Origin of the sequence: Citrobacter sp. FDAARGOS_156 (genome assembly GCF_001559235.2) — a bacterium.
GTDB classification, from domain to species: domain Bacteria; phylum Pseudomonadota; class Gammaproteobacteria; order Enterobacterales; family Enterobacteriaceae; genus Citrobacter; species Citrobacter youngae.
This window is the reverse complement of the sequence record NZ_CP014030.2, coordinates 909,621-930,166: the sequence shown is the minus strand read 5'-3', so window position 1 is coordinate 930,166 and position 20,546 is coordinate 909,621. Positions and strand designations below refer to the sequence as shown.

Here is a 20,546-nt window from a genome sequence, read left to right as displayed (position 1 = left end):
CCCGCAGCGCCAGAGCGGTTTTCCATCCTGCCTCAACAATCCTCAATAATCAGATACACCGCCTTCACCGGGCCATGCACCCCAACGACCTTAATAAGCTCAATATCCGCCGTCGAACTGGGTCCACTGATGATGTTAATGCACGATGGCATACGCTCGCCGGCCTGCGCCTTCTGATGCAGTTTTTCTGCCAGTTGCGCCACGCGCGGCAGGATAGCGCTTTTGCGCAGCACGAAAATTGAGGATTCCGGCAACAGGCTCAGGGAACGCCCGCGTTCCGGCGCGGAAAACAGCACCACGCCGCCGGACTCGGTCAGGCCATACTCGGCATACACCACGCCCACTTTCGCCTTTTCGGCCTGGGTAATATTTTCGCTGCCACGCGCCGGGTCCCAGACTACGGCGTTACATCCCTGCTGCAGACGTTCAGTGATGCCCAGCGCCGCCAGCCGACCGTCGCCGCTGATGACCACTGGCTGCTGACCCAATTCTTCGCACAGACGGAGCGCCGCGTCTGCGGCCTGGTCTTCGCGAGTCAGCTCACAGCGGGCCAGCATCACTTCACTGGCAAACTGGACAAACGCATCGCAGCGCTGCTGCGGGCTAAGTTCGGTCAGGCGTTCATTGGCATAGTTGTTCACCGGCGCGGCATCCGTTTGCGGCTCAAAACGCAGCGGGCGGCCCAGCGCCTGGGCGATGGTGTCTAAAAATGCGGTACGGTTATCCATTCTTTTTCTCCTGCGCCTGATGTTTCTTAAACCAGCTGCGGAAGCTCTCACCGTCGGCATCAGGAAGATCGCGCGCCTCCATCCAGTCACCAATCGCCCCAACCTTGAGCGGGGTTTTGCCACCGTTGATAAACCAGCTCGCCGCATGTGCGCCCGCCATCATCCCGACTTTCCACAGCCCCGGATGGCTATTGGCGTAGGCGAACATTTTTATCGCCCGCCGCTCGGCTTTCGGCGTAATGCCCTCCTCGGCCATCACCCGGCGATGACGCAGGATCAGTTTTGACAGCGGAATTTTAACCGGACAAACGCTGTCACAGGCCGTGCATAATGAACAGGCGTATGGCAGATCTTTAAAATCTTTATAGCCGCCGAGCAGCGGAGAGATCACCGCGCCGATAGGGCCGGGATAGATAGAACCATAACCGTGTCCGCCAATGTGGCGGTACGCCGGGCAGGTGTTCATACAAGCCCCGCAGCGGATGCAGCGCAGCACATCGCGAAACTCTGAGCCCAGCACCTGCGAGCGGCCGTTATCGACAATCACCAGATGGAACTCTTCCGGGCCGTCGACGTTATCCGCCTCGCGTGGGCCGGTCAGCCAGGTGTTGTAGCCCGTCAGACGCGCGCCCACGGCGCTGCGCGCCAGCATGGTGATCAGCACATCCACATCGGCAAAGGTCGGTGCGATACGCTCCATGCCCATCACCGCAATGTGCGTTTTCGGCAACGTGGTACACATCCGCGCGTTGCCTTCGTTGGTCACCAGGCATACAGAGCCGGTTTCCGCCACAGCAAAGTTACAGCCGGTAATACCGATTTCGGCACTGAGGAAATCCTCGCGGATCTTCTGGCGAATGAATAAGGTCATCGCCTCTGGCGTTTCCGGGCCGTCATACCCCAGACGCTCATGCAGCACGCGGCGGATCTGATAGCGATCTTTATGAATAGCCGGGACCACAACGTGCGAAGGCGGATCCTGATCCAACTGCAGGATATATTCGCCGAGATCGGTTTCGATCACCTGAATTCCGGCATCCTGCAGCACATGGTTGACGCCGATCTCTTCGGTCACCATCGACTTGGACTTCACCACCTTCTTCGCATTTTTACTTTGCGCGACCTGCAAAATGTAGCGGGTAGCGTCTTCTTTGGTCTTTGCGAAATAAACGTGGCCGCCGTTTTGCGTCACTTTCTCGGAGAGTTGATACAAGTAAGCGTCGAGGTTGCTCAGAACATGATCGCGGATCTGGCTGGCACGATCGCGCCAGTCTTCCCAGTGGCCTAGCTCATCAACCATTTTCTGCCGATTCGCACCAATACGCTCCTGCGCATTGGCCACGGCTTTGCGCATGATCGGATCTTCGATCTGCTGACGAATGCGCAGTTTAAATTCTACATCGCTGGTTTTTATCGACATCTCTTTCCCCTCAGCGGCTCATCAGCACTTCAGCAATATGCATCACTTTGACCGGCTGGCCTTCACGTTGCAGTCGGCCGCCAATATTCAGCAGGCAGCTGACGTCAGCGCCAATCAAAAACTCCGGCTTCGCATCCATCAGATGTAAGACTTTTTCTTTCACCATCTCACCGGATATCTCGGCCATCTTGACCGAGAACGTCCCGCCAAAACCGCAGCAGGTATCCTGATCGGCAAACGTCATCAGCTCCAGCCCGCGCACATTTTTCAGCAGCGTCAGCGGCTCTTCCTTCACTCCCAGCTTGCGGGTCAGGCTGCAGGAAGGATGATATACCGCGCGGCCCTGCAGGCTGGCGCCGACATCCACCACACCCAGTTTGTTGACGATAAAAGAGGTGAGATCCTGCATACGTCCGGCAACCTTCTCGGCGCGCAGCGCCCATTCAGGCTCATCCGCCAGATACGTCGGGTAGCTTTTTACCGCGTAGGTGCAGGAGCCTGCCGGGGAGATAATTGGATCGTCGTTGTCTTCCAGGGCGGCGATCAGGTTTTTCATCCCGGGGATCGCCTCTTTGATGTAACCGCTGTTGATGGCTGGCTGACCGCAACACCCTTGCTTCTCGGGGAAATTAACGTGACAGCCCAGTTTTTCCAGCAGCAATACGGAGTCTCGTGCCATCCGTGATTTCAGGGCGTCACCAATACAGGTAACAAAGAAATTTACATTCACAATAATTACTCCATTGCTTCATTTCTGTTTATTGCGCTTGATATCGCTATATCACGCCCAGTCTTCTGTTTGCTGGTTTTGCCGATGTCTGGGTTCATGGTGTTTGTTGGATCATGCTCCTGAGATGGTCGATTTCCGCTTCTTATATCAGGACCATCCTAAATGCCTGTATTTTCATTTGTATGACAAAATCAAATAATCCTCCAATCAACTCGTACATGCAATACCCTGGTTTATTTCTTTCGGCCTCACTCACATTTTTATATTGAAAACCACCGCGTTATGAACAGCTTAAAAATAGTTTCAGGTGCTGACTATTCCTGTCACTACCATTAATAAAAAGGTTATTAAATAACTATTTATAGGTACTTAGCCTGCTCTTAAGTATATTTACCTGGCATTGAATTTTAATTAAAAGATTACAATAGTTACAAAACCATTAATCATAATTACTTTATTCACTGAAGCGATTCAGTTTGCATCTTTTATTTACGCGGCAATATAGCCTTCCCGCCATAAATATAAATCAGGTTTAATAAACCAATCAGGAATAGCAATGCACGAATACTTTATGTTTGCCCTGGCACTCTCTCCGTTACTACTTATGGTATTTTTAATATTGAAATTGAAAATGCCTATCCATTATTCCGTGCTGATCTCTTTAGTATTCACCGCGGCGCTGTCGGCTGTGTTCTGGGAGATGCCCGTACAGAATCTAAAAGCCGCGATAGGCTATGGCGCACTGAAGGGATTATGGCCGATTGTGATTGTGATCCTCGGCGCCATCTTCAGTTATAACGTTATGCAGGCGACCAAAGCGCTGGATATTCTGCGCGATATTCTCGCCAGTATTAGCGAAGATAAGCGTATTCAGGTGCTGCTGATTTCATGGTGCTTTGGTGGATTTCTTGAAGCCGCGGCGGGTTATGGTACAGCGGTCGCCATTCCGATCGGTATTCTTATCGCATTGGGTTTCAATCCGCTGAAGGCGGCGATTGCCTCTCTGGTGGCAAATACCGTTCCCACTGCATTCGGCGCGGTCGGGATCCCGGTTTCTATTCTGGCGGAACAGGTTAACCTGCCAGTTTATACCTTAGGCGGAACCATTATTCTGCAGCTCGCGCTGTTTAATATCCTGCTGCCGTTTGTGATTGTCTGTATTATTGGCGGCGGCCTGAAAGCCATTCGCGGCGTATTTCTGATCACGTTGATTTGCGGTATTACCACGCTGGTTCCGCAGTATTTTGTCGCTATTCATCTCGGTGCTGAATTACCCGCCTTTGCCGGTAGCCTGGTCAGCCTGTTTGCCGTGGCGATGGTTAGCCGCCTGCGCAAAGGGAAAACCGATCCCGAGTGGCGAATTGAAGTCAGCCATACCCGCGAAACCACGCCGCGCTCGGCAAAAGTGTTGTTCCGCGTGGGCTCTATTTATCTGTTTATTTTTGTCTTTATCCTGCTGTGTTCGCCGCTGTTCCCGACGATAAAAGGCGCAGCCTCACAACTGGCCTCGGTGCTGCATTTCACGCTTGCCGACGGCAAAACGCTGGCGCTGAAGGTTGAATGGGTGACCACGCCGGGGATGCTGATCATCTTTGCGACTATTATCGGCGGCTTTATTCAGGGGGCGTCCGCGCGCGGGATGCTGGAAGTGTTTATCAAAACCATTTTCCAGCTTAAAAATTCCATTGTGGCGATTATGGCGATCGTCGCACTAGCCACGGTGATGGATCTCAGCGGGATTATCTCCACACTGGCCCAGTCGATTGTCGATCTGACCGGCAGCTCATACGTCTTCCTCGCCCCGGTGATTGGCGCACTGGGCACGTTTGTTACCGGCAGCGATACCAACTCGAATATTCTGTTCGGCAAACTGCAAACTATTGCCGCCAGCAAACTGCATATCGATCCCAACTGGCTGGCGGCGGCCAACACCTCTGGCGCAACGGGCGGGAAAATGATTTCGCCGCAAAGCATCGCCATCGCGGTATCCGCCACAAAAATGGACGGTCAGGCCAACCAGATCATGTCTGGCACCATGAAATACTGCTGCGCCTATATCGTGATCCTCGGCTTAAAGGTTGGCCTCTTTTATTACTGGTTTATGGCGTAAGCCATTGTCAACCCCGTCAAATTCGCGGCAATCGTATTTGACGCAATGGTGAACTAAAAGGTTTACACCGACCCGGAATCGGAACGACGTCACTGGCTTTACGATTTGTCGGCGCTGACTAAAATAGCGCCGATGTTTCAAATCGAGGATTGTTGTTATGTTGTTCTGGAAAAAGATGGTGAAGAAGTTCGACGCCTTTTCCGCGTTGATCCCACCACGCTACTTCCGGGTGTAATGCCTGATGGCGCTTCGCTTATCCCGCCTACGTTTAACGCTCTTTTGTAGGCCGGATAAGGCGCAAGCGCCGCATCCGGCAGCGACCGCAGAATAAAGCACGCCTTCTTTCACTTACGCAGCCTGCACGCCCTTAACACCCTGACCCACAAACGAAGCCATGCAAAACGGTAGACCAGCGGATGCTGAAATCGTAGCAATGTCAGAAACATAACTCCCCCGCGCTAACGAAACGTTGGCAGCAGACCAAATACATCCAGAACAACCGTCAGATAGACAACCGCTCCGCAGATAATCACCAGGTTAAGCACGGTGTTATTACAGGGCGCGGTATAGCTGCTGGTTGGAAAACGCTTGCGCGCGGCTTTCACCAGGAACGGCGGCAGGATCACACTCCAGATGGTAAAGGCCAGACCGGCGTAACCAATCGCGTGCACAAAACCGTTCGGGAAGAAGAAGCACACGGCGGCTGGCGGGAAGTAGGTCACCAGCGCGGTTTTCAGGCGGCCCATGCCGTCGTCCGGGAAGTGAAACAGGTCGGCGATGTAATCGAACAGACCAAGCGTCGCCGCCAGCAGGGAACTGGCTACCGCGAAGTTGCCGAAAAAGGTGAGGATCAGATCCATATAACGGCTGGTGAACAGCCCGCTGATGGCCTCGACAAACACATCGATATTGCCGCCTTTGGCGATAATCGGCGGGAATGAGGAACGGCTGATGTTACCCATCGTCACGCCCAGCCAGAAAATATACAGCAGCAGAGCAAACAGCGTACCGATGATAATCGAACGCGTAATATTCGAGACTCCGCTTGTGCCATACAGTTTGACCAGGCTCGGCACGTTACCGTGAAAACCAAACGAGATGATGCAGAACGGCAGCGTCATCAGGATATACGGCAGATACTGCGAATTGGGCAGCGCAACCGCCACGCTGTCGATGAGTTTTGCCACTTCGATATGGCCAATCAGCCCGGAGAACGTGGCAAAGAACGCCACAAACTTACCGATAATCAGCACGGTAGTGATGCGTCCAACCAGCAGGGAGCTATACCAGGCAATCGCCCCTACCAGCATACTGACGATCACCACCGAGATATTCGCCGGAAAGCGCACGCCGCTGTATTTGAACACAGTTTGTGCCATCACCGCCGACGAACCGGAGATATAGGCATAGGTCAGAATATACAGCACAAAGCCGAAAGCGATACCCACCACGATATTCCACTTCCGGCCTAATAAATCCTGAGTAAAGGTATTAAAACTGGCACCGGCGCCATAATGCAGGTTAACTTCGACCAGCATCAGACCGGTTAATAACATCATGATGGCGATAAACAGAAGAATAACAGAGGCACCGGGGAACCATACGCCGGCCATCGCAATCGGCAGGGAGAACATCCCGCCACCCACTACGGTCGCGATAACCAACATGGTTCCGCTAATCAGTCCGGGGGTACTACTCTGTCGCTCAATGGCATTAATATCCATGATAAATGTTCCTGTAGACTATTCGTTATAATTACAGCTGTCATTTGTACATCATGCGGATAATAAAAATGTCGGAGTCAGGGTTTACTTTTTTTTAGTTATGTCACGGTAACGGGCACCGCAAAGGCTTCCTGTTCATGGAAAAGGAATACAAAAAAGCCCCATCAGGTGATGGGGCCATAACTATTTTTAGATGTAATCAAAGCGTGCAGTAAAGAAACGCAACTGCTTCGGCTCGTAAATAAACTTCAACCCGCGAATATCTTCTTTGTGCTGGTAAAGTTTAATAATACCGTCAGCTACGACATCCATATGTGCGTAGGTATAAACACGACGTGGAATAGTCAGACGCACGGTTTCCAGTTTCGGTCTGTGGTGCTCGCCGGTCACGTTATTACGGCCTGCAGAGATTATTCCGCGTTCCATACTGCGCACACCAGTTTCCACATAAATGCTCGCCGCCAGGCTTTGCGCCGGGAACTCGTCCTGCGTCAGATGCTCGCAGAAGCGACGCGCATCGAGGAATACCGCGTGACCGCCTACCGGTTCAACAATCGGTACGCCAGCGGCTTTCAGCTTATCGCCCAGGTAGCGAACCTGCTTCACGCGGTGCTCAATGTACTCATACTGCATGGCTTCGCGCAGGCCAATCGCCATCGCTTCCATATCACGTCCGGCCAGGCCGCCGTAAGATGGCATCCCTTCGTAGACCACGACTAACTCTTTGGCAGAAGAGAACATTTCGTCATCGTTCATGCACAGGAAACCGCCGATGTTCACCAGACAGTCTTTTTTACCGCTCATGGTACAACCGTCGGCGTAGCTGAACATCTCATGCACGATCTCGGCGATGCTCTTGTTCTCAAAGCCCTGCTCTTGCTCTTTGATAAAGTAGGCGTTTTCTACGCAGCGGGTAGCGTCGTAGAACACTTTAATGCCATGCGCTTCTGTCAGTTCACGCACCGCACGCATGTTCGCCATGGAGACCGGCTGGCCGCCCGCGAGGTTTACCGTCACCGCCAGGCAGATATACGCAATATTCTCTGCGCCTTTTTCATCAATCAGCTTTTGTAATTTTTTAAGATCGATATCACCTTTAAACGCAATATTCAGACCGGCATCGTGCGCTTCGTCACGAACGATATCGACAAACACCGCACCATTTTTTTCCTGGTGATAACGGGTGGTGGTGAAATACATATTCCCGGCAACATATTGCCCAGGTTTAATAGCCAGCTGCGATAACAGGTTTTCTGCACCACGCCCCTGGTGAGTCGGAACAATATGTTTAAAGCCAAACAGTTCCTGCACGGTTCTTTCCAGATGATAGAAGTTTTCGCTGCCCGCGTAGGCTTCATCACCCATCATCATTCCGGCCCACTGCTTGTCGCTCATGGCGTTGGTGCCGCTGTCTGTCAGCAGGTCAATATAGATATCTTTCGAATTTAACAGGAAAGTATTGTAACCCGCTTCTTGCATTTTTATCAGGCGTTCATCACGCGGGATCATAGATACAGTTTCAACGCTTTTAATACGGAAGGGTTCTGCCGGATAATTCATTTTGTTTCTCCAGTAACAGTGGTCGTGTACGTATTAATGTGAAGTAAAGCATATCGTATTCATCAACAGAGATTGATGAAATATAACTATTCGCCGCCTGACACAGGGGGTGAAATAATGTGGAGGCACTATGCAATATTTAATTGATTATGGAAATAGTCCGGTCAACATTAATCACTGGCAATAATTTAAAAAGCTGTAAATGTGAGTGATGCAAATCACACGTCATTTTTTTACCCGTTCATATTCAACAAGTTTTTTTTTGCGTATTGATTTGCCATTCGCGGTAGTGCGCCCACTGAGGGGGGAAATACTGAAAACTTAACTTTCCAGGCTGTGCGCATAATGTATTCGTGAATGAGTACACCCCATTTTGTGAGAGTCGGATCACTTCACGGAGTAATATTTGTGATTCACATCACCAAAAGTGTAAAGCAAAGTGTACAAAACGGTGTTGTTTCAGAGTTTACTATTTGCTTCAGTGAGTTAGATCGCATTTTTGGCCAGATGCCGACAGGCGTTGTTTTCTGGAAATGGCCGGTATTTAGCAGACTGGAGGGGAATGGATTTATACGGTGAATAATACCGGGTTTATTGGGATGAAGGCGTTTTCTATTTATTCCGAAAGCGTGCTATTCGCGCTTATTTCATATTATTTACATCTGGACTTTCCCCAGTTTACTGGCGTCATTTACAGGGGTTTTATTAGCGCGATGCAAAGGTGTTGGCGCACCAATGCATCGCTGATCGCAGTAACTATTAAAGGAGAATAGTCACCATGACTGATACGCATTGTATTGCAGTTTCATTTGATCCAGAAGTCCACGCCGCAGATAACCGTCGCCTGAAGGTGGGTTATGCGAGCCGTTATCCCGATTACAGCCGTATTCCGGTGAAGTACGTTCGGTTTCCGTCAATTGTGATGAAGGGCCAGTGGCTGAAAGCCGCCGGATTCGACACCGGCACCGACGTTGATGTGCGCGTAATGCAAGGCTGCATCGTATTAACCGCCCGCGCCGCCGAACCCGAAGAGTCAGAGCTGATGAAATCCCTGCGCGCCGTGGAAAAACTCTCCGCGCGTAAGCAAAAGCAGGTGCTGGAGTTTATCGGGGTAATTGCGGGGAAAGCGTTGAAGGGGTGAGTGTGTGATTTTTATTGTAATTGTAATTGAGGCGCCTGCGGGCGCCTTTATTGGTGACGAATTTTCATGTAATTATTTATATCAGCACCATAATATTTATTTCAATAATGAATATCTCTAATTAATAACCAATGTCGATATTCTTATATGTTATTTGAGAAACTGTTACTCAGGTCAACTATTTCACCATCTATTTTTGTTATTTACATGCTTTCATTTCTAGCCATCTTATTTTATTAAAGGATTGCCATGGCCGATATAGAAGGCATTGCAAGAAGGATCTATAACATTATCATTTCACCTGATACAGTCACAGGACTTATCAATGGTGGCCTATCTGTTCCTTTAGATTATGGATATATGATTTACGGTGTCTTTGATACAGACAGCAGATTTAAACGAGAAACAGAACGTATTCGCATCATGACAGCCATAAAAAATGACATTCTAAATTATGAGAATATCGTCAATGCTGTTTCTCGCATCTTTCATCTTTTTAACAATTTCTTATCCGAACAGGCACAAGATAAAATATACAGAGTCGTTATTACATCTATAGCAGGAAGGATTATTGCAAATACAATCGCCTCAAACATTGCGAAAGCCGTTATCGAAAAAACATCTTTCACTTATGTTGTCTTTAAGGGTAAAGGTAATCCCATAACACTGTTAAGCACCTTCCTTTTATTGGGAGGTATGACCGAACGTTCTATCAGGACATCGGATGGCCTCAGTACAGATGCACCCGAGATATACGAGTTATTAAGACCTCATGACTACGATCTTCTTTATTTCCTTTTCATTGATGCAGTACAACCTTTCGTTGATGCTATACATTCTGGATATACAGAAGGAAAACCTACTTTTATAAAAATAATTGAGTTAGTGGGAGAACATTTAAACGGTAAGTCTAAGGACTGGTAACATGAAAAAACTTATCACCCTAATAATAAATTCATTGTTTTGTGGGTATGTTGCCACCCTTTGTTTAATTTCTCTCATCGAATTCGATTCATGGCAGGATAAAATCCTTGCCATTATTATCATCGTTGGAAGTGCTTATATTATCGCCTTTATAGCCAATAGGTTCTTACCAACAAAGATACACCTGATGGGGGGAGTTCTTGATCTATTATCCGGTCCATTGCTAATCGCAGGGGGCCTCGCCTGTTTCGCTTTTCTTGAACCCTGGCCCATAAAAATTATTGGAACATTCGTTTGGATTCTCATCATGCTTTATTTCCCTTCCCGTATAAATATAGATAAGGACTAATCATGTCAAACCCAGCCTATCTGTGGTTAACCGATGCAAATGGCTCCCCCGTAATGGGAAGCTCACAAGTCGCTGGACGCATTGGTGCTATTGAACTGAAAGCAGTCACTCATCACCTGTCTGTCCCTGTAGATGGGAATACAGGTAGACTGACAGGAACGCGTGTGCACGCGCCGATTACAATACAGAAGGAGTTTGATAAAACAACGCCCCTTTTGTATAAAGCGTTAAGTGAAAGCCAGACATTAAAATCAGCCACAATAAAAATGTATCAAATTCTGGAGGTTGGTATTGAAAGTGAATATTTTAATATCATTTTAGAAAATGTAAAAGTGACAGGAATCACACCAAATTTATTCCCCGGTTCGGGAACAGGAACTCACAATGAAACTATTCAACTAAGATATGAGGCTATTACATGGAAGCACTGCGATGGAAATATCATTTATAAGGATGCCTGGAATCACAGAGTAATTTCGTAACTGCCATTGAGTATTTCACCAGCACAGAAAAATGTGCTGGTTGTGAAAGCATACGTTTTATGAACAAACGAGGTCATTCCTCTCTAATAAACAGTGAGATACACCACCAAAACTTTTGAGTAAACTGATACTGCCATTATTCTTCGTATAATTATTTCCCAGATTTTGTCGATGCAATCAACATCTAATTGCGTCAGTATCCTCTGTAAGCATACTGTCAATCATATAACCAGCGACCTGCACTGGCTGACTCTGCAAGCATTCGCACAGTAAGCGGTTTTGACACTTGTTTGATGGTTTCGTTGGTAAACCACTTTCGATAGATCGCTTCTCTTTCCCACGGGTAATAGGCCTCGAAATCAATGACTGAAACATCAACGTTATATTTCTCTCTAAAATCATCAATGGCATACGGTAATTCATCCCATTCAGTGTAACCTTGCAACGGCGTATCGAGTTCAATCGGGATAGGCTTGAAAGTAAACGTTACTGCGAGAGATAACTCCCCCCGAAAAAATTCCAACACCTCGTTATTCATCACCATCGAAGATCCTTCGATATGCAATAATTTGCTTACTTATCGTACTCCTGCGTCTCCAGTTCGGGGAACGGTAACCGCCATGGCGTATGTGTTTTTCAGAAAACATAAAAGTGACGTTGATAGCGCATCTACCCGTCTTTGCTTGATCAGGTGATATTTTGCGAGCATCATCGCAATTATTTACCCGATAATGAAATCAATGACTTCCAGTAAAACCCTGCAACAGGCAATTGCCGACATCACCATCTGGCGTAAAGGCGAGCAGCGTGCTCCGCACAAGCCTCTGCTGCTGCTTCATGTGCTGGCAGGTTATCAGCAGGGACATGGTCGCCTGTTTGACTACGGTTCGGAAGTTCGCGACCCGTTGCAAAGCCTGCTGGAGCGATTTGGGCCACAGCGCGCGCAATACCGCCCGGATATGCCTTTCTGGCGCTTACAGGGAGATGGGTTCTGGGAGCTACGAAACGCCGAGCACTGTTCAACACCCGGTAGCAGCAAGCAGCCCCCTGCCGGGGAACTGGTAACGCACAACGTTGCCGGAGGTTTTGATGAACAACATTTTGCCCTGCTGAAAAAGAGCAAAAACCTCATTAATTCCCTGGCCCAGCAAATCCTCGAGGCGCACTTCACCGAAAGCATTCAGGAAGAGATCGCGGATGAACTGGGATTTGATATCCTGCAAATCCGCAAACAGCGGGACCCATTTTTCCGCCAGCAGGTTCTGCGTGCCTATAACTACGAATGCGCCATTTGTGGCTTCAATATGCGCCACGATAGCACTTCAGTTGCGTTAGAAGCTGCCCATATCAAATGGAAACAGCACGGCGGCCCGTGCGAGACTTCAAACGGCCTGGCGCTGTGCGCAATCCACCATAAAGCCTTTGATAAAGGTTCGATTGGGCTGGATGAGCGTATGCGGATTCAGGTATCTCCCGCAGTGAATGGCAGCGGCATGGTGGGCAGACTGTTCTGGGATTTCGACGGTAAATCGATAGCGCTGCCGATGATGCGCGAGAATTACCCAAAAGAAGGGTTTGTGGAGTGGCACAGGAAGGAGGTGTTTAGAGGGTGAGTGCGAAGGCCGGACTCGAATTTCACACCCAATAGACTGATATCAATGTAGTTTATAAGCAGGAATAATTAGTTATACCCGCACTTGTACCCACAAGTTAAAATCCGCATAAAAAATAGACATTGCGAGTGGATATAAAACCATATCAGTAGAACACCGATATGACTATCGAAACGGGTTTAGGCTGGTATTAACGCTTTTATCATCAATACTGAATAATGGGAGATTAATCAGGCCGCCGCTCTCTCTATATCCTCTCACACAAGGAGGTGCAACATATCCACAACCGGCTCCATGACTTTATGCAGCAGCACGGCGCGGAGCTGACCGCCACGCTGGCACCTGAGCTGATGGGGTATCCCTCAGTAAAACAGAGTGCCATGCAGCACTCGGTTGATTATCTGCATGAAGCCCTGTCGGTGTGGCTGACCAGCAATGAAAAATTAATTATTCCGCACAGAACAGCGACATTTTAACGACCATCGGGTTCAGACCTAACGCGACCTAGCGGGATGATAATCGTGAGAAATTCCCCCCGGCACAGAACCTGATTTACACCCGCCGACGAGCAGAACTTGCCACACGGTTGCACGCCCCCCCGAAAATTCAGCAATTTTTCCCGAAAAAAGCCATGCTTCCATAAAGTGTATGGCTTTGCATGCAAATCCCCGTATTTTTTATCCCCCTCAGCATCGGTACCGGCGCGGTCTGAGCCAATTCATGCACCTGACCTCTTAAGCGGGCAGATGTGGCGGAGAGAGCATTGCGCGCTAACAACCATAATAATAGAAATGTTTACTATCATGAATATTAACCATATATTCCAAGCATCAAGTAAATTAATACTGAATCTAATGATTGTTCTAATCAACCCTATAATTATTGTTTCAATGCCTATAAAAACTCAATAAATCAATATTCCATCTTGGATTTATATGGATTTTATACACAGTCTGGCATATAAAAAATGAAACACCTCTTAAATATGAAGAGGCTATATATCATAGAATTACTTAACAACTTGACGGCTGATAAAAACAGGAAGAAATCATCTTCTCTTGCTAATGCCTATGTGTTATAATAAACAGTTTTAAATGTAACAGGATTTACACTTATGTCTCGCAGCTCAGAATTTTCTTCATATGTCTTTATCAAAAACGATCTTGAAAGAATGGGATGGAATACAAAAAACCCTAGTAAAGGTCATGGAGGGCAAGTATATACTCAGCAGGAATGTCTTGATCACCCTGAGATCTCACTTGGGTTGGGTAAACAACGACCAGAATATGTCATAAAAATCAGTGAAGATACATTCTGGGTGATAGAAGCAAAAGCTCGTCACCAAAATCTTGATGATGCTTTTAATGAAGCATTTAATTATGCTTGCGATATAAATAAATCAGACATTATCAAAGCAAAAATAGTTACAGGTGTGGCGGGGAACGATGATGAAGGTTATTTATTAAAAACAGCCTTCATTGATACAAACGGTAATTACACCTTAATAAAATACAACAACAAATTAATTACAGGTTTACTATCTCCACAGCAGGCAAAGTATTTATCAGAAAATGACACAGCAAATCTCAATGAGTTGGTAACTGATGAAGACATCCTCATGGATATTGCCGAAAGCATAAACGAAGAGTTGCACAGGGCCTCAATAAACAAAGATTCCAGAGCAACAGTTATGTCGGCAGTCTTACTTTCCATGGTTTCAGATACATTACCAAACTTCAACGCATCTCCAGATGTTTTCATAAAAGACATTAACAATAGAGCCGAAGATATTCTTATCCATCATGCAAAAAGAGAATTTGCAGATTATATTGAACTAAAATTACCACAAGAACCATCCGCCAAAGAAAAATATAAATCCGCTGTTACAAAAGTATTTTTCTTATTAAGAAAAATAAATATAAAAGCAGCAATGGACGGTAGTCATGACCTTTTAGGAAAATTCTATGAAGTTTTCTTAAAATACGGTAATGGAGCAAAAGATATTGGTATAGTTTTGACACCCAGGCATATAACGGAATTCGCAGCAGATATTTTAGATATTAAAGCCAACGACTTAGTCTATGACCCTGCCTGTGGGACCGGAGGTTTCTTGGTTGCTGCATATGATAAAGTCAGAAAAGAAGATAAAACCGGTGTTGAAATGTTTAAAAAACATCGAATATTTGGAATTGAACAGCAGGCAAATGTAGCAGCCCTTGCAATTGTGAATATGATTTTTCGAGGTGACGGGAAAAATAACATCATTAATGGTGATTGTCTTAGCGTAGATTTAAATCGTAAAATCAGAAATGATGAAGTTTCTGCTGAATATATTCACGATGAGAAAACTGATGCTTCAAGGCAAACCAAACCTTCGAAGATTCCGCCTGTGACCAAAGTGTTAATGAACCCTCCATTTGCACTTAAGCGTGATGATGAACAAGAATATACTTTCATAAATCACGCACTATCACAAATGTGTGAGGGAGGCTTATTGCTTTGTGTAATACCTATTTCTGTTATGTATTCCTCCGGGAAAGAAGCTGAGTGGAGAAAAAGAATTGTTGAAAACAATTCTTTATTATGTGTAATGACCCTTCCAAATGATTTATTCTACCCACAAGCATCAGTAGAACCAGTAATAATAGTTATTAGAAAAGGAGTTCCACAAAACGCCAAAAAATGCCTTTTTTGTAGAATTACGGATGATGGTTTTCTAAAGCAAAAAAGAAGAAGAGTTAAACATGGCAAAATCAGTCAGTTAGATTCACTTAAAAGTGAAGTTTTTAATTTTATACATAAAGGAACTTGTCGTGAAATAAATGGAATCATCCAAGCCAAGGAGTTATCTCATGAAAATAACGGGTTGGAATTCATCCCGCAGCAATATCTTGATAATGAAAAAACAAACCCACATCGTTTGAAAGATGCTTTGGTAAAAATTCATTCCGAATTACTTTTCCAGCAGATTAGAAAAGGCCTCCAGTAATATGCGCATAAATCAAATATTTAATGTTGAAGCTGCCCGTTCGAAAAGTACCGAAGATTACGGCATGGGAAACGTTCCCTTTGTTACAAATACTGAGATTAATAATGGCGTTGTGAAATATGTAGAACCATTAGAAAAAGATAAAGTTTTCTGCGGACCTGCTATTTGTATATCCGGGTTGGGATATGCCACCGTTCACCTTGGAAAATTTCTTCCAAAAGGTAATGGCGGAGACTCCTGCACAGTTTTAACTCCATTACGAGAAATGAGCAACTACGAAATACTCTATTATGCTGCATTGTTTAATGTATCACATGGTTGGCGATTTACATTTGGTAGAAAAAGTAACACTACAAGAATAAAAAACCTTGAACTGTCTCCAGTTTTCTCTGAAAGCCCTTTAGACATGACTTCAGAGATTGATAATAATAACTCAATAATTACCACGTTACTTTTAAAGAAAGAAGAAGAATTAAAAAAATAATCACAGATAATTTCATACGCCTTTGTCAACAAAGGCGTTTATTAACGTAAAATTTCATCCCTTATTTTTAATGTTTTTTGAAAACTCAAAAGGTGTAATATAATTTATCTGGTATGCATTAAGATAATCAGCCCACCACTGAACCATCAAACGACGCTCATCCAAATGCTCTGAAGTATGAATATAAGCAGCCCTAACGCTATTACGCTCAGTGTGGCTCAGCTGCCGTTCAATCACATCATCACTCCATAACCCTGACTCACCCAACGCACCACTGGCCATCGTCCTAAAACCATGCCCGCAAACCTCAGTTTTCGTGTCATACCCCATGGCATGTAAAGCGCTGTTTATCGTGTTTTCACTCATAACCTTAGTTGTGTCATGATCACCCGGGAAAAGCAGCTCTTTATCACCACTAATCTGCTTTAACTGTTGTAACAAAATCATCGCCTGCCGACTAAGCGGAACGATATGCTTCTCTTTCGTCTTCATGCCACGGTACGAGTAGCGCACGCCTTCAATCTCTTCTCGTTTTGCAGGAACGCGCCAAAGAGATTTCTCGAAGTCGAACTCATCCCAGCGCGCGAAACGTAACTCACTGGAACGCACAAAAGTTAGTAAGGAAAGCTCGACCGCGATCCGTGTCATTATTCGGCCACGATATGCAACAAGACGAGCAAGAAATTCAGGGAACTGGTTAGAGGGTAAAGCTGGATAATGTCGCGCCTTGGTTGTAAATAGCGCACCGGCCATATCACTGGCTGGATTTGAGTCGATGTAATCGTTATGTACGGCAGAACGCATAATAGCCGTGACGCGCTATTGCAAGCGCTGAGCAACGTCGTGCTTACCACTTGCGTCAACTTTTTTAATCGGAGCTAACAGGTGGCTGGTTTTGAGTAGCCGAATGTCGGACGAACCGATATGAGGGAAGATATAAAGCTCAAGATAGCGAAGAACGCGCGATCGATGGTCTTCACTCCAGCGCTTGTTACTTTCATGCCATTCACGAGCAATGGTTTCGAAAGTATATGCCCCCAATAGCATCCTGATTTAAACGGACAACCTCGGACGACTCAGGACGTAAAAATCGCTGCAGGCGTTGATTTTTAAGGGATAATTGGACTTTCTCGGATGATCTTGGAATTACTAATGGTGCCGAAGGCCGGACTCGAACCGGCACGTATTTCTACGGTTGATTTTGAATCAACTGCGTCTACCGATTTCGCCACTCCGGCACGGAAGGGATGCGGAAAACGTTGTGGATTATACCTGTCGTGCGCCGCCATGCAAGCGCCAGCGTGTGTCTGGCCTGCTAAGTGTTGAAAATTTCAGCATTACCTTTCTTAGCTGCAACCCTCATCACAGTTTGCCCTCTTCTTAATCCCCCCTTCTGCGAAGCGTCCCGTTTCCCCATGCTCTACACTTCCAGTTCAACACCACACTGAGGGAAACACGATGTCGATGATAAAAAGCTACGCCGCCAAAGAAGCAGGCAGCGAACTCGAACTCTATGAATATGATGCGGGCGAGCTCAAGCCGGAAGATGTCGAAGTCCAGGTCGATTACTGCGGTATCTGCCATTCTGATTTGTCGATGATCGACAACGAATGGGGGTTCTCTCAGTATCCGCTGGTTGCCGGGCATGAGGTGATTGGTCGCGTGGCAGCTCTCGGCAGCGCGGCGCAGGATAAGGGTCTGAAGGTTGGTCAGCGCGTCGGTATTGGCTGGACGGCGCGCAGCTGCGGACATTGTGACGCCTGTATCAACGGTAATCAGATTAACTGCCTGGAAGGGTCCGTTCCTACTATTCTCAATCGCGGCGGCTTTGCCGAGAAGCTGCGAGCCGACTGGCAGTGGGTGATCCCGCTACCGGAGAGCATTGATCTGGCGGCGGCTGGCCCCTTGCTGTGCGGCGGTATCACCGTGTTCAAACCGCTGCTGATGCACCATATCACCGCCACCAGCCGCGTCGGGGTGATCGGTATCGGCGGCCTGGGGCATATCGCCATTAAGCTGTTACACGCGATGGGCTGCGAAGTGACCGCATTCAGCTCCAATCCGGCGAAAGAGCAGGAAGTGCTGGCGATGGGGGCGGATAAGGTGGTCAACAGCCGCGATCCAGATGCGCTAAAAGCGCTGGCGGGCCAGTTCGATCTCATCATTAACACGGTTAACGTCGATCTCGACTGGCAGCCCTATTTTGAAGCGTTGGCCTACGGCGGAAACTTCCATACCGTCGGCGCGGTGCTGAAGCCGCTGCCGGTGCCGGCATTTACCTTAATTGCTGGGGATCGCAGCATCTCCGGTTCGGCGACCGGGACGCCATTCGAGCTGCGCAAGCTGATGAAGTTTGCCGGGCGCAGCAAGGTGTCGCCTACCACCGAGCTGTACCCGATGTCGCAAATTAACGAAGCAATCCAGCATGTGCGTGATGGCAAGGCCCGCTACCGCGTGGTGCTGAAAGCCGACTTCTGATGCCGGGCTCAGTCCCGCAAGGGGCTGGGCTTATTGCCCGTTACGAAACGCGAGCACCGCCTGGCGGCACTGTTCCGTCACATGTTCAATGTCATGGTTCACGTCGATGCGGGCAATATCTTTCTCATCGTCCTGCGGGCACTCCAGCGCGTCGAACTGGCTTTTGAGTAATCCCACTGGCATAAAATGCCCTGCCCGACGCTGCATGCGCGCCAGAATGGTCTCGTAGTCGCCGTCCAGCCACAGAAAATGCACATTCGGGCTGCCCTGACGCAATATATCGCGGTACTGTTTTTTTAATGACGAGCAGACAATAAACCCGGTCTCGTTCTTTTTATATAAACTGTATGAGGCGTCATTTAATCGCGCTAGCCACGGCAGTCGGTCTTCATCGGTTAATGGAATACCGTCAGACATTTTATCAATATTTTTAGCAGGATGGAGATCGTCGCCATCAATGAATTTAGCCGATAACATTGCGGCAATTTTGCTGCCAATTAAAGATTTACCGCTTCCCGAAACGCCCATCAAAATATAACTTTCCCCGGCCATTGAAAAAACTCCAGATTCATATTCCATGGCGCGATACTACGCCTTCCACATTGCAGAATTCACCTTTTTTCGCCGCGACTGAGCAGATTTACAGGGCGCATCACGTTATGCGTAACATTGTAGTGTAACAATTTCTCAGCGTGATCTGCGTCACAAATAATAACAATTAAAACCGTTTAAATGCTGCCGAGGTTACTACCTGACCAGTGAGGCATTTATGCAAGTCAAAACCCAATCCTGCGTTGTCGCGGGTAAGAAAACTGTTGCCATTACCGACCAAAATATAGAATGGAATAATAAAGGAACGCTGGTACAAATTACCCGCGGGGGAATTTGTGGTTCCGATTTACATTATTATCAGGAAGGCAAAGTTGGTAATTTTACCGTTAAAGCGCCGATGATTTTAGGCCATGAAGTTATTGGTAAAGTAGTGCACAGCGATTCAACAGAATTACATGAAGGTCAGTCGGTGGCGATTAATCCGTCGAAGCCCTGCGGTCACTGCAAATACTGTCTGCAGCATGAAGAAAACCAGTGTACGGAAATGCGCTTTTTTGGCAGCGCCATGTATTTTCCCCACGTCGACGGCGGCTTTACTCAGTTTAAAACTGTCGATACTGCGCAGTGCATCCCCTACCCTCAAGAGGCCGATGAAAAAGTCATGGCCTTTGCCGAACCGTTGGCGGTCGCGATCCACGCCGCGCATGAAGCGGGCGACCTGCAGGGCAAGCGCGTGTTTATCTCCGGCGTTGGGCCTATCGGCTGCCTCATCGTCAGCGCGGTAAAAACGCTCGGCGCGGCAGAAATCGTCTGTGCGGATATCAGTTCACGTTCGCTCTCGCTGGCGCAACAAATGGGAGCCGACACGCTGATTAACCCGCAGCAGGACTCGCTCGATGAGTGGAAAAAAGAGAAAGGCTACTTCGACGTCAGTTTCGAAGTCTCCGGCCATCCGTCCTCAATCACCACCTGTCTGGAAGTGACCCGCGCGAAAGGCGTTATGGTGCAGGTCGGCATGGGCGGCGCGGTGCCGGACTTCCCAATGATGATGCTGATCGGCAAAGAGATCGCGCTCAAAGGCTCGTTCCGCTTTACCACCGAGTTCAACACCGCGGTGTCGTGGCTGGCAAATAGCGTTATCGATCCGCTGCCGTTACTCAGCGCCGAGTATCCGTTTACCGACCTCGAACAGGCGCTGATCTTCGCCGGGGATAAAACCCAGGCGGCGAAGGTCCAGCTCGTTTTCGAAGACATAAAATAAG

General features: G+C 47.6%; 17 protein-coding genes, 1 tRNA gene and 2 pseudogenes. 11 read left to right on the top strand and 9 right to left on the bottom strand.

Features of this window, described 5'->3' with window-relative positions; all coding sequences use genetic code 11:
- Positions 1–32: 32 nt before the first annotated feature.
- The 3 genes from AL515_RS04565 to AL515_RS04555 are packed head-to-tail and all read right to left on the bottom strand — an operon-like array spanning position 33 to position 2,878.
- A complete protein-coding gene (locus tag AL515_RS04565; protein ID WP_061067151.1) occupies positions 33–728 on the bottom strand; it encodes a LutC/YkgG family protein in 696 nt (231 codons plus the stop codon).
- Positions 721–2,148 carry a LutB/LldF family L-lactate oxidation iron-sulfur protein gene (locus AL515_RS04560; protein ID WP_061067150.1) on the bottom strand — a complete coding sequence of 476 codons (1,428 nt, stop codon included), beginning with the start codon at positions 2,146–2,148 and terminating at the stop codon, positions 721–723. Before AL515_RS04560 ends, AL515_RS04565 begins: the two co-directional genes overlap by 8 nt.
- A gap of 10 nt (positions 2,149–2,158) precedes the next feature.
- Positions 2,159–2,878 carry a (Fe-S)-binding protein gene (locus tag AL515_RS04555; RefSeq protein ID WP_005134137.1) on the bottom strand — a complete coding sequence of 240 codons (720 nt, stop codon included), beginning with the start codon at positions 2,876–2,878 and terminating at the stop codon, positions 2,159–2,161.
- A 556-nt stretch (positions 2,879–3,434) separates the two neighbouring features.
- Between AL515_RS04555 and AL515_RS04550 the strand changes: the two genes are divergently transcribed.
- Positions 3,435–4,988 (top strand): L-lactate permease, encoded by a 1,554-nt coding sequence (locus AL515_RS04550; RefSeq protein ID WP_061067149.1) that lies wholly within the window; start codon positions 3,435–3,437, stop codon positions 4,986–4,988.
- Between the two features lie 458 nt (positions 4,989–5,446).
- Here AL515_RS04550 and AL515_RS04545 read toward each other — a convergent pair whose 3' ends face one another.
- Both AL515_RS04545 and AL515_RS04540 read right to left on the bottom strand, forming a co-directional pair.
- A complete protein-coding gene (locus AL515_RS04545; protein ID WP_061067148.1) occupies positions 5,447–6,712 on the bottom strand; it encodes an aromatic amino acid transporter in 1,266 nt (421 codons plus the stop codon).
- Positions 6,713–6,901: 189 nt separating this feature from the next.
- On the bottom strand, positions 6,902–8,272 hold the full coding sequence (locus tag AL515_RS04540; protein ID WP_061067147.1) for a tyrosine phenol-lyase: 1,371 nt from the start codon (positions 8,270–8,272) through the stop codon (positions 6,902–6,904).
- Positions 8,273–9,050: 778 nt separating this feature from the next.
- On the opposite strand from AL515_RS04540, the gene symE reads away from it, so the two are divergent.
- From symE to AL515_RS04515, 4 genes are all read left to right on the top strand, one after another.
- Positions 9,051–9,413, top strand: a complete 363-nt coding sequence (symE, locus tag AL515_RS04530; protein ID WP_005134143.1) for an endoribonuclease SymE — start codon at positions 9,051–9,053, stop codon at positions 9,411–9,413.
- 249 nt (positions 9,414–9,662) lie between these two features.
- Entirely contained in the window at positions 9,663–10,337 is a 675-nt protein-coding gene (locus AL515_RS04525; RefSeq protein ID WP_061067145.1) for a hypothetical protein, read from the top strand.
- 1 nt (position 10,338) lies between these two features.
- Positions 10,339–10,686: a hypothetical protein gene (locus tag AL515_RS04520; protein WP_061067144.1), complete on the top strand. Its 348-nt coding sequence runs from the start codon at positions 10,339–10,341 to the stop codon at positions 10,684–10,686.
- Between the two features lie 2 nt (positions 10,687–10,688).
- A complete protein-coding gene (locus tag AL515_RS04515; protein ID WP_048219803.1) occupies positions 10,689–11,168 on the top strand; it encodes an Hcp family type VI secretion system effector in 480 nt (159 codons plus the stop codon).
- A 217-nt stretch (positions 11,169–11,385) separates the two neighbouring features.
- Here the strand turns inward: AL515_RS04515 and AL515_RS04510 are convergent, their stop codons facing one another.
- Entirely contained in the window at positions 11,386–11,712 is a 327-nt protein-coding gene (locus tag AL515_RS04510) for a DUF1493 family protein (RefSeq protein WP_061067143.1), read from the bottom strand.
- Positions 11,713–11,908: 196 nt separating this feature from the next.
- Here AL515_RS04510 and AL515_RS04505 point away from each other — a divergent pair, with 196 nt between their 5' ends.
- The 4 genes and pseudogenes from AL515_RS04505 to AL515_RS04490 all read left to right on the top strand — a co-directional run bounded on the left by AL515_RS04505 (position 11,909) and on the right by AL515_RS04490 (position 16,254).
- On the top strand, positions 11,909–12,781 hold the full coding sequence (locus AL515_RS04505) for a phosphorothioated DNA-binding restriction endonuclease (RefSeq protein ID WP_082759566.1): 873 nt from the start codon (positions 11,909–11,911) through the stop codon (positions 12,779–12,781).
- A gap of 219 nt (positions 12,782–13,000) precedes the next feature.
- A pseudogene (locus AL515_RS04500) lies at positions 13,001–13,424 on the top strand (phage polarity suppression protein); the annotation flags it as partial.
- 471 nt (positions 13,425–13,895) lie between these two features.
- On the top strand, positions 13,896–15,770 hold the full coding sequence (locus tag AL515_RS04495) for an N-6 DNA methylase (protein WP_061067141.1): 1,875 nt from the start codon (positions 13,896–13,898) through the stop codon (positions 15,768–15,770).
- A gap of 1 nt (position 15,771) precedes the next feature.
- On the top strand, positions 15,772–16,254 hold the full coding sequence (locus AL515_RS04490; RefSeq protein WP_061067140.1) for a restriction endonuclease subunit S: 483 nt from the start codon (positions 15,772–15,774) through the stop codon (positions 16,252–16,254).
- A 54-nt stretch (positions 16,255–16,308) separates the two neighbouring features.
- Here AL515_RS04490 and AL515_RS04485 read toward each other — a convergent pair.
- Together AL515_RS04485 and AL515_RS04480 are read right to left on the bottom strand one after the other, a co-directional pair.
- Positions 16,309–17,292 (bottom strand): annotated as a pseudogene (locus AL515_RS04485) (tyrosine-type recombinase/integrase); the annotation flags it as partial.
- Positions 17,293–17,407: 115 nt separating this feature from the next.
- Positions 17,408–17,492, bottom strand: a tRNA-Leu gene (locus AL515_RS04480).
- 220 nt (positions 17,493–17,712) lie between these two features.
- On the opposite strand from AL515_RS04480, the gene ahr reads away from it, so the two are divergent.
- Positions 17,713–18,732 (top strand): NADPH-dependent aldehyde reductase Ahr, encoded by a 1,020-nt coding sequence (gene ahr / locus AL515_RS04475; RefSeq protein WP_061067139.1) that lies wholly within the window; start codon positions 17,713–17,715, stop codon positions 18,730–18,732.
- A 30-nt stretch (positions 18,733–18,762) separates the two neighbouring features.
- On the opposite strand, the gene idnK is transcribed toward ahr, so the two are convergent.
- On the bottom strand, positions 18,763–19,284 hold the full coding sequence (idnK, locus tag AL515_RS04470) for a gluconokinase (RefSeq protein WP_048212820.1): 522 nt from the start codon (positions 19,282–19,284) through the stop codon (positions 18,763–18,765).
- Positions 19,285–19,501: 217 nt separating this feature from the next.
- Here idnK and idnD point away from each other — a divergent pair, with 217 nt between their 5' ends.
- The gene (gene idnD, locus AL515_RS04465) at positions 19,502–20,545 is read left to right on the top strand and encodes an L-idonate 5-dehydrogenase (RefSeq protein WP_061067138.1); all 1,044 of its coding nucleotides are present in this window, start codon (positions 19,502–19,504) and stop codon (positions 20,543–20,545) included.
- Position 20,546: the final 1 nt, after the last annotated feature.

What these genes read in the sequence shown, in the direction of transcription:
- AL515_RS04540 (WP_061067147.1), bottom strand. Translation starts at nt 8,272, where the DNA reads ATGAATTATCCGGCAGAACCCTTCCGTATTAAAAGCGTTGAAACTGTA.
- idnD (WP_061067138.1), top strand. Translation starts at nt 19,502, where the DNA reads ATGCAAGTCAAAACCCAATCCTGCGTTGTCGCGGGTAAGAAAACTGTT.
- AL515_RS04525 (WP_061067145.1), top strand. Translation starts at nt 9,663, where the DNA reads ATGGCCGATATAGAAGGCATTGCAAGAAGGATCTATAACATTATCATT.
- AL515_RS04520 (WP_061067144.1), top strand. Translation starts at nt 10,339, where the DNA reads ATGAAAAAACTTATCACCCTAATAATAAATTCATTGTTTTGTGGGTAT.
- ahr (WP_061067139.1), top strand. Translation starts at nt 17,713, where the DNA reads ATGTCGATGATAAAAAGCTACGCCGCCAAAGAAGCAGGCAGCGAACTC.
- AL515_RS04495 (WP_061067141.1), top strand. Translation starts at nt 13,896, where the DNA reads ATGTCTCGCAGCTCAGAATTTTCTTCATATGTCTTTATCAAAAACGAT.
- AL515_RS04490 (WP_061067140.1), top strand. Translation starts at nt 15,772, where the DNA reads ATGCGCATAAATCAAATATTTAATGTTGAAGCTGCCCGTTCGAAAAGT.
- AL515_RS04550 (WP_061067149.1), top strand. Translation starts at nt 3,435, where the DNA reads ATGCACGAATACTTTATGTTTGCCCTGGCACTCTCTCCGTTACTACTT.
- AL515_RS04505 (WP_082759566.1), top strand. Translation starts at nt 11,909, where the DNA reads ATGACTTCCAGTAAAACCCTGCAACAGGCAATTGCCGACATCACCATC.
- AL515_RS04560 (WP_061067150.1), bottom strand. Translation starts at nt 2,148, where the DNA reads ATGTCGATAAAAACCAGCGATGTAGAATTTAAACTGCGCATTCGTCAG.
- AL515_RS04565 (WP_061067151.1), bottom strand. Translation starts at nt 728, where the DNA reads ATGGATAACCGTACCGCATTTTTAGACACCATCGCCCAGGCGCTGGGC.
- AL515_RS04510 (WP_061067143.1), bottom strand. Translation starts at nt 11,712, where the DNA reads ATGGTGATGAATAACGAGGTGTTGGAATTTTTTCGGGGGGAGTTATCT.
- symE (WP_005134143.1), top strand. Translation starts at nt 9,051, where the DNA reads ATGACTGATACGCATTGTATTGCAGTTTCATTTGATCCAGAAGTCCAC.
- AL515_RS04545 (WP_061067148.1), bottom strand. Translation starts at nt 6,712, where the DNA reads ATGGATATTAATGCCATTGAGCGACAGAGTAGTACCCCCGGACTGATT.
- AL515_RS04515 (WP_048219803.1), top strand. Translation starts at nt 10,689, where the DNA reads ATGTCAAACCCAGCCTATCTGTGGTTAACCGATGCAAATGGCTCCCCC.
- idnK (WP_048212820.1), bottom strand. Translation starts at nt 19,284, where the DNA reads ATGGCCGGGGAAAGTTATATTTTGATGGGCGTTTCGGGAAGCGGTAAA.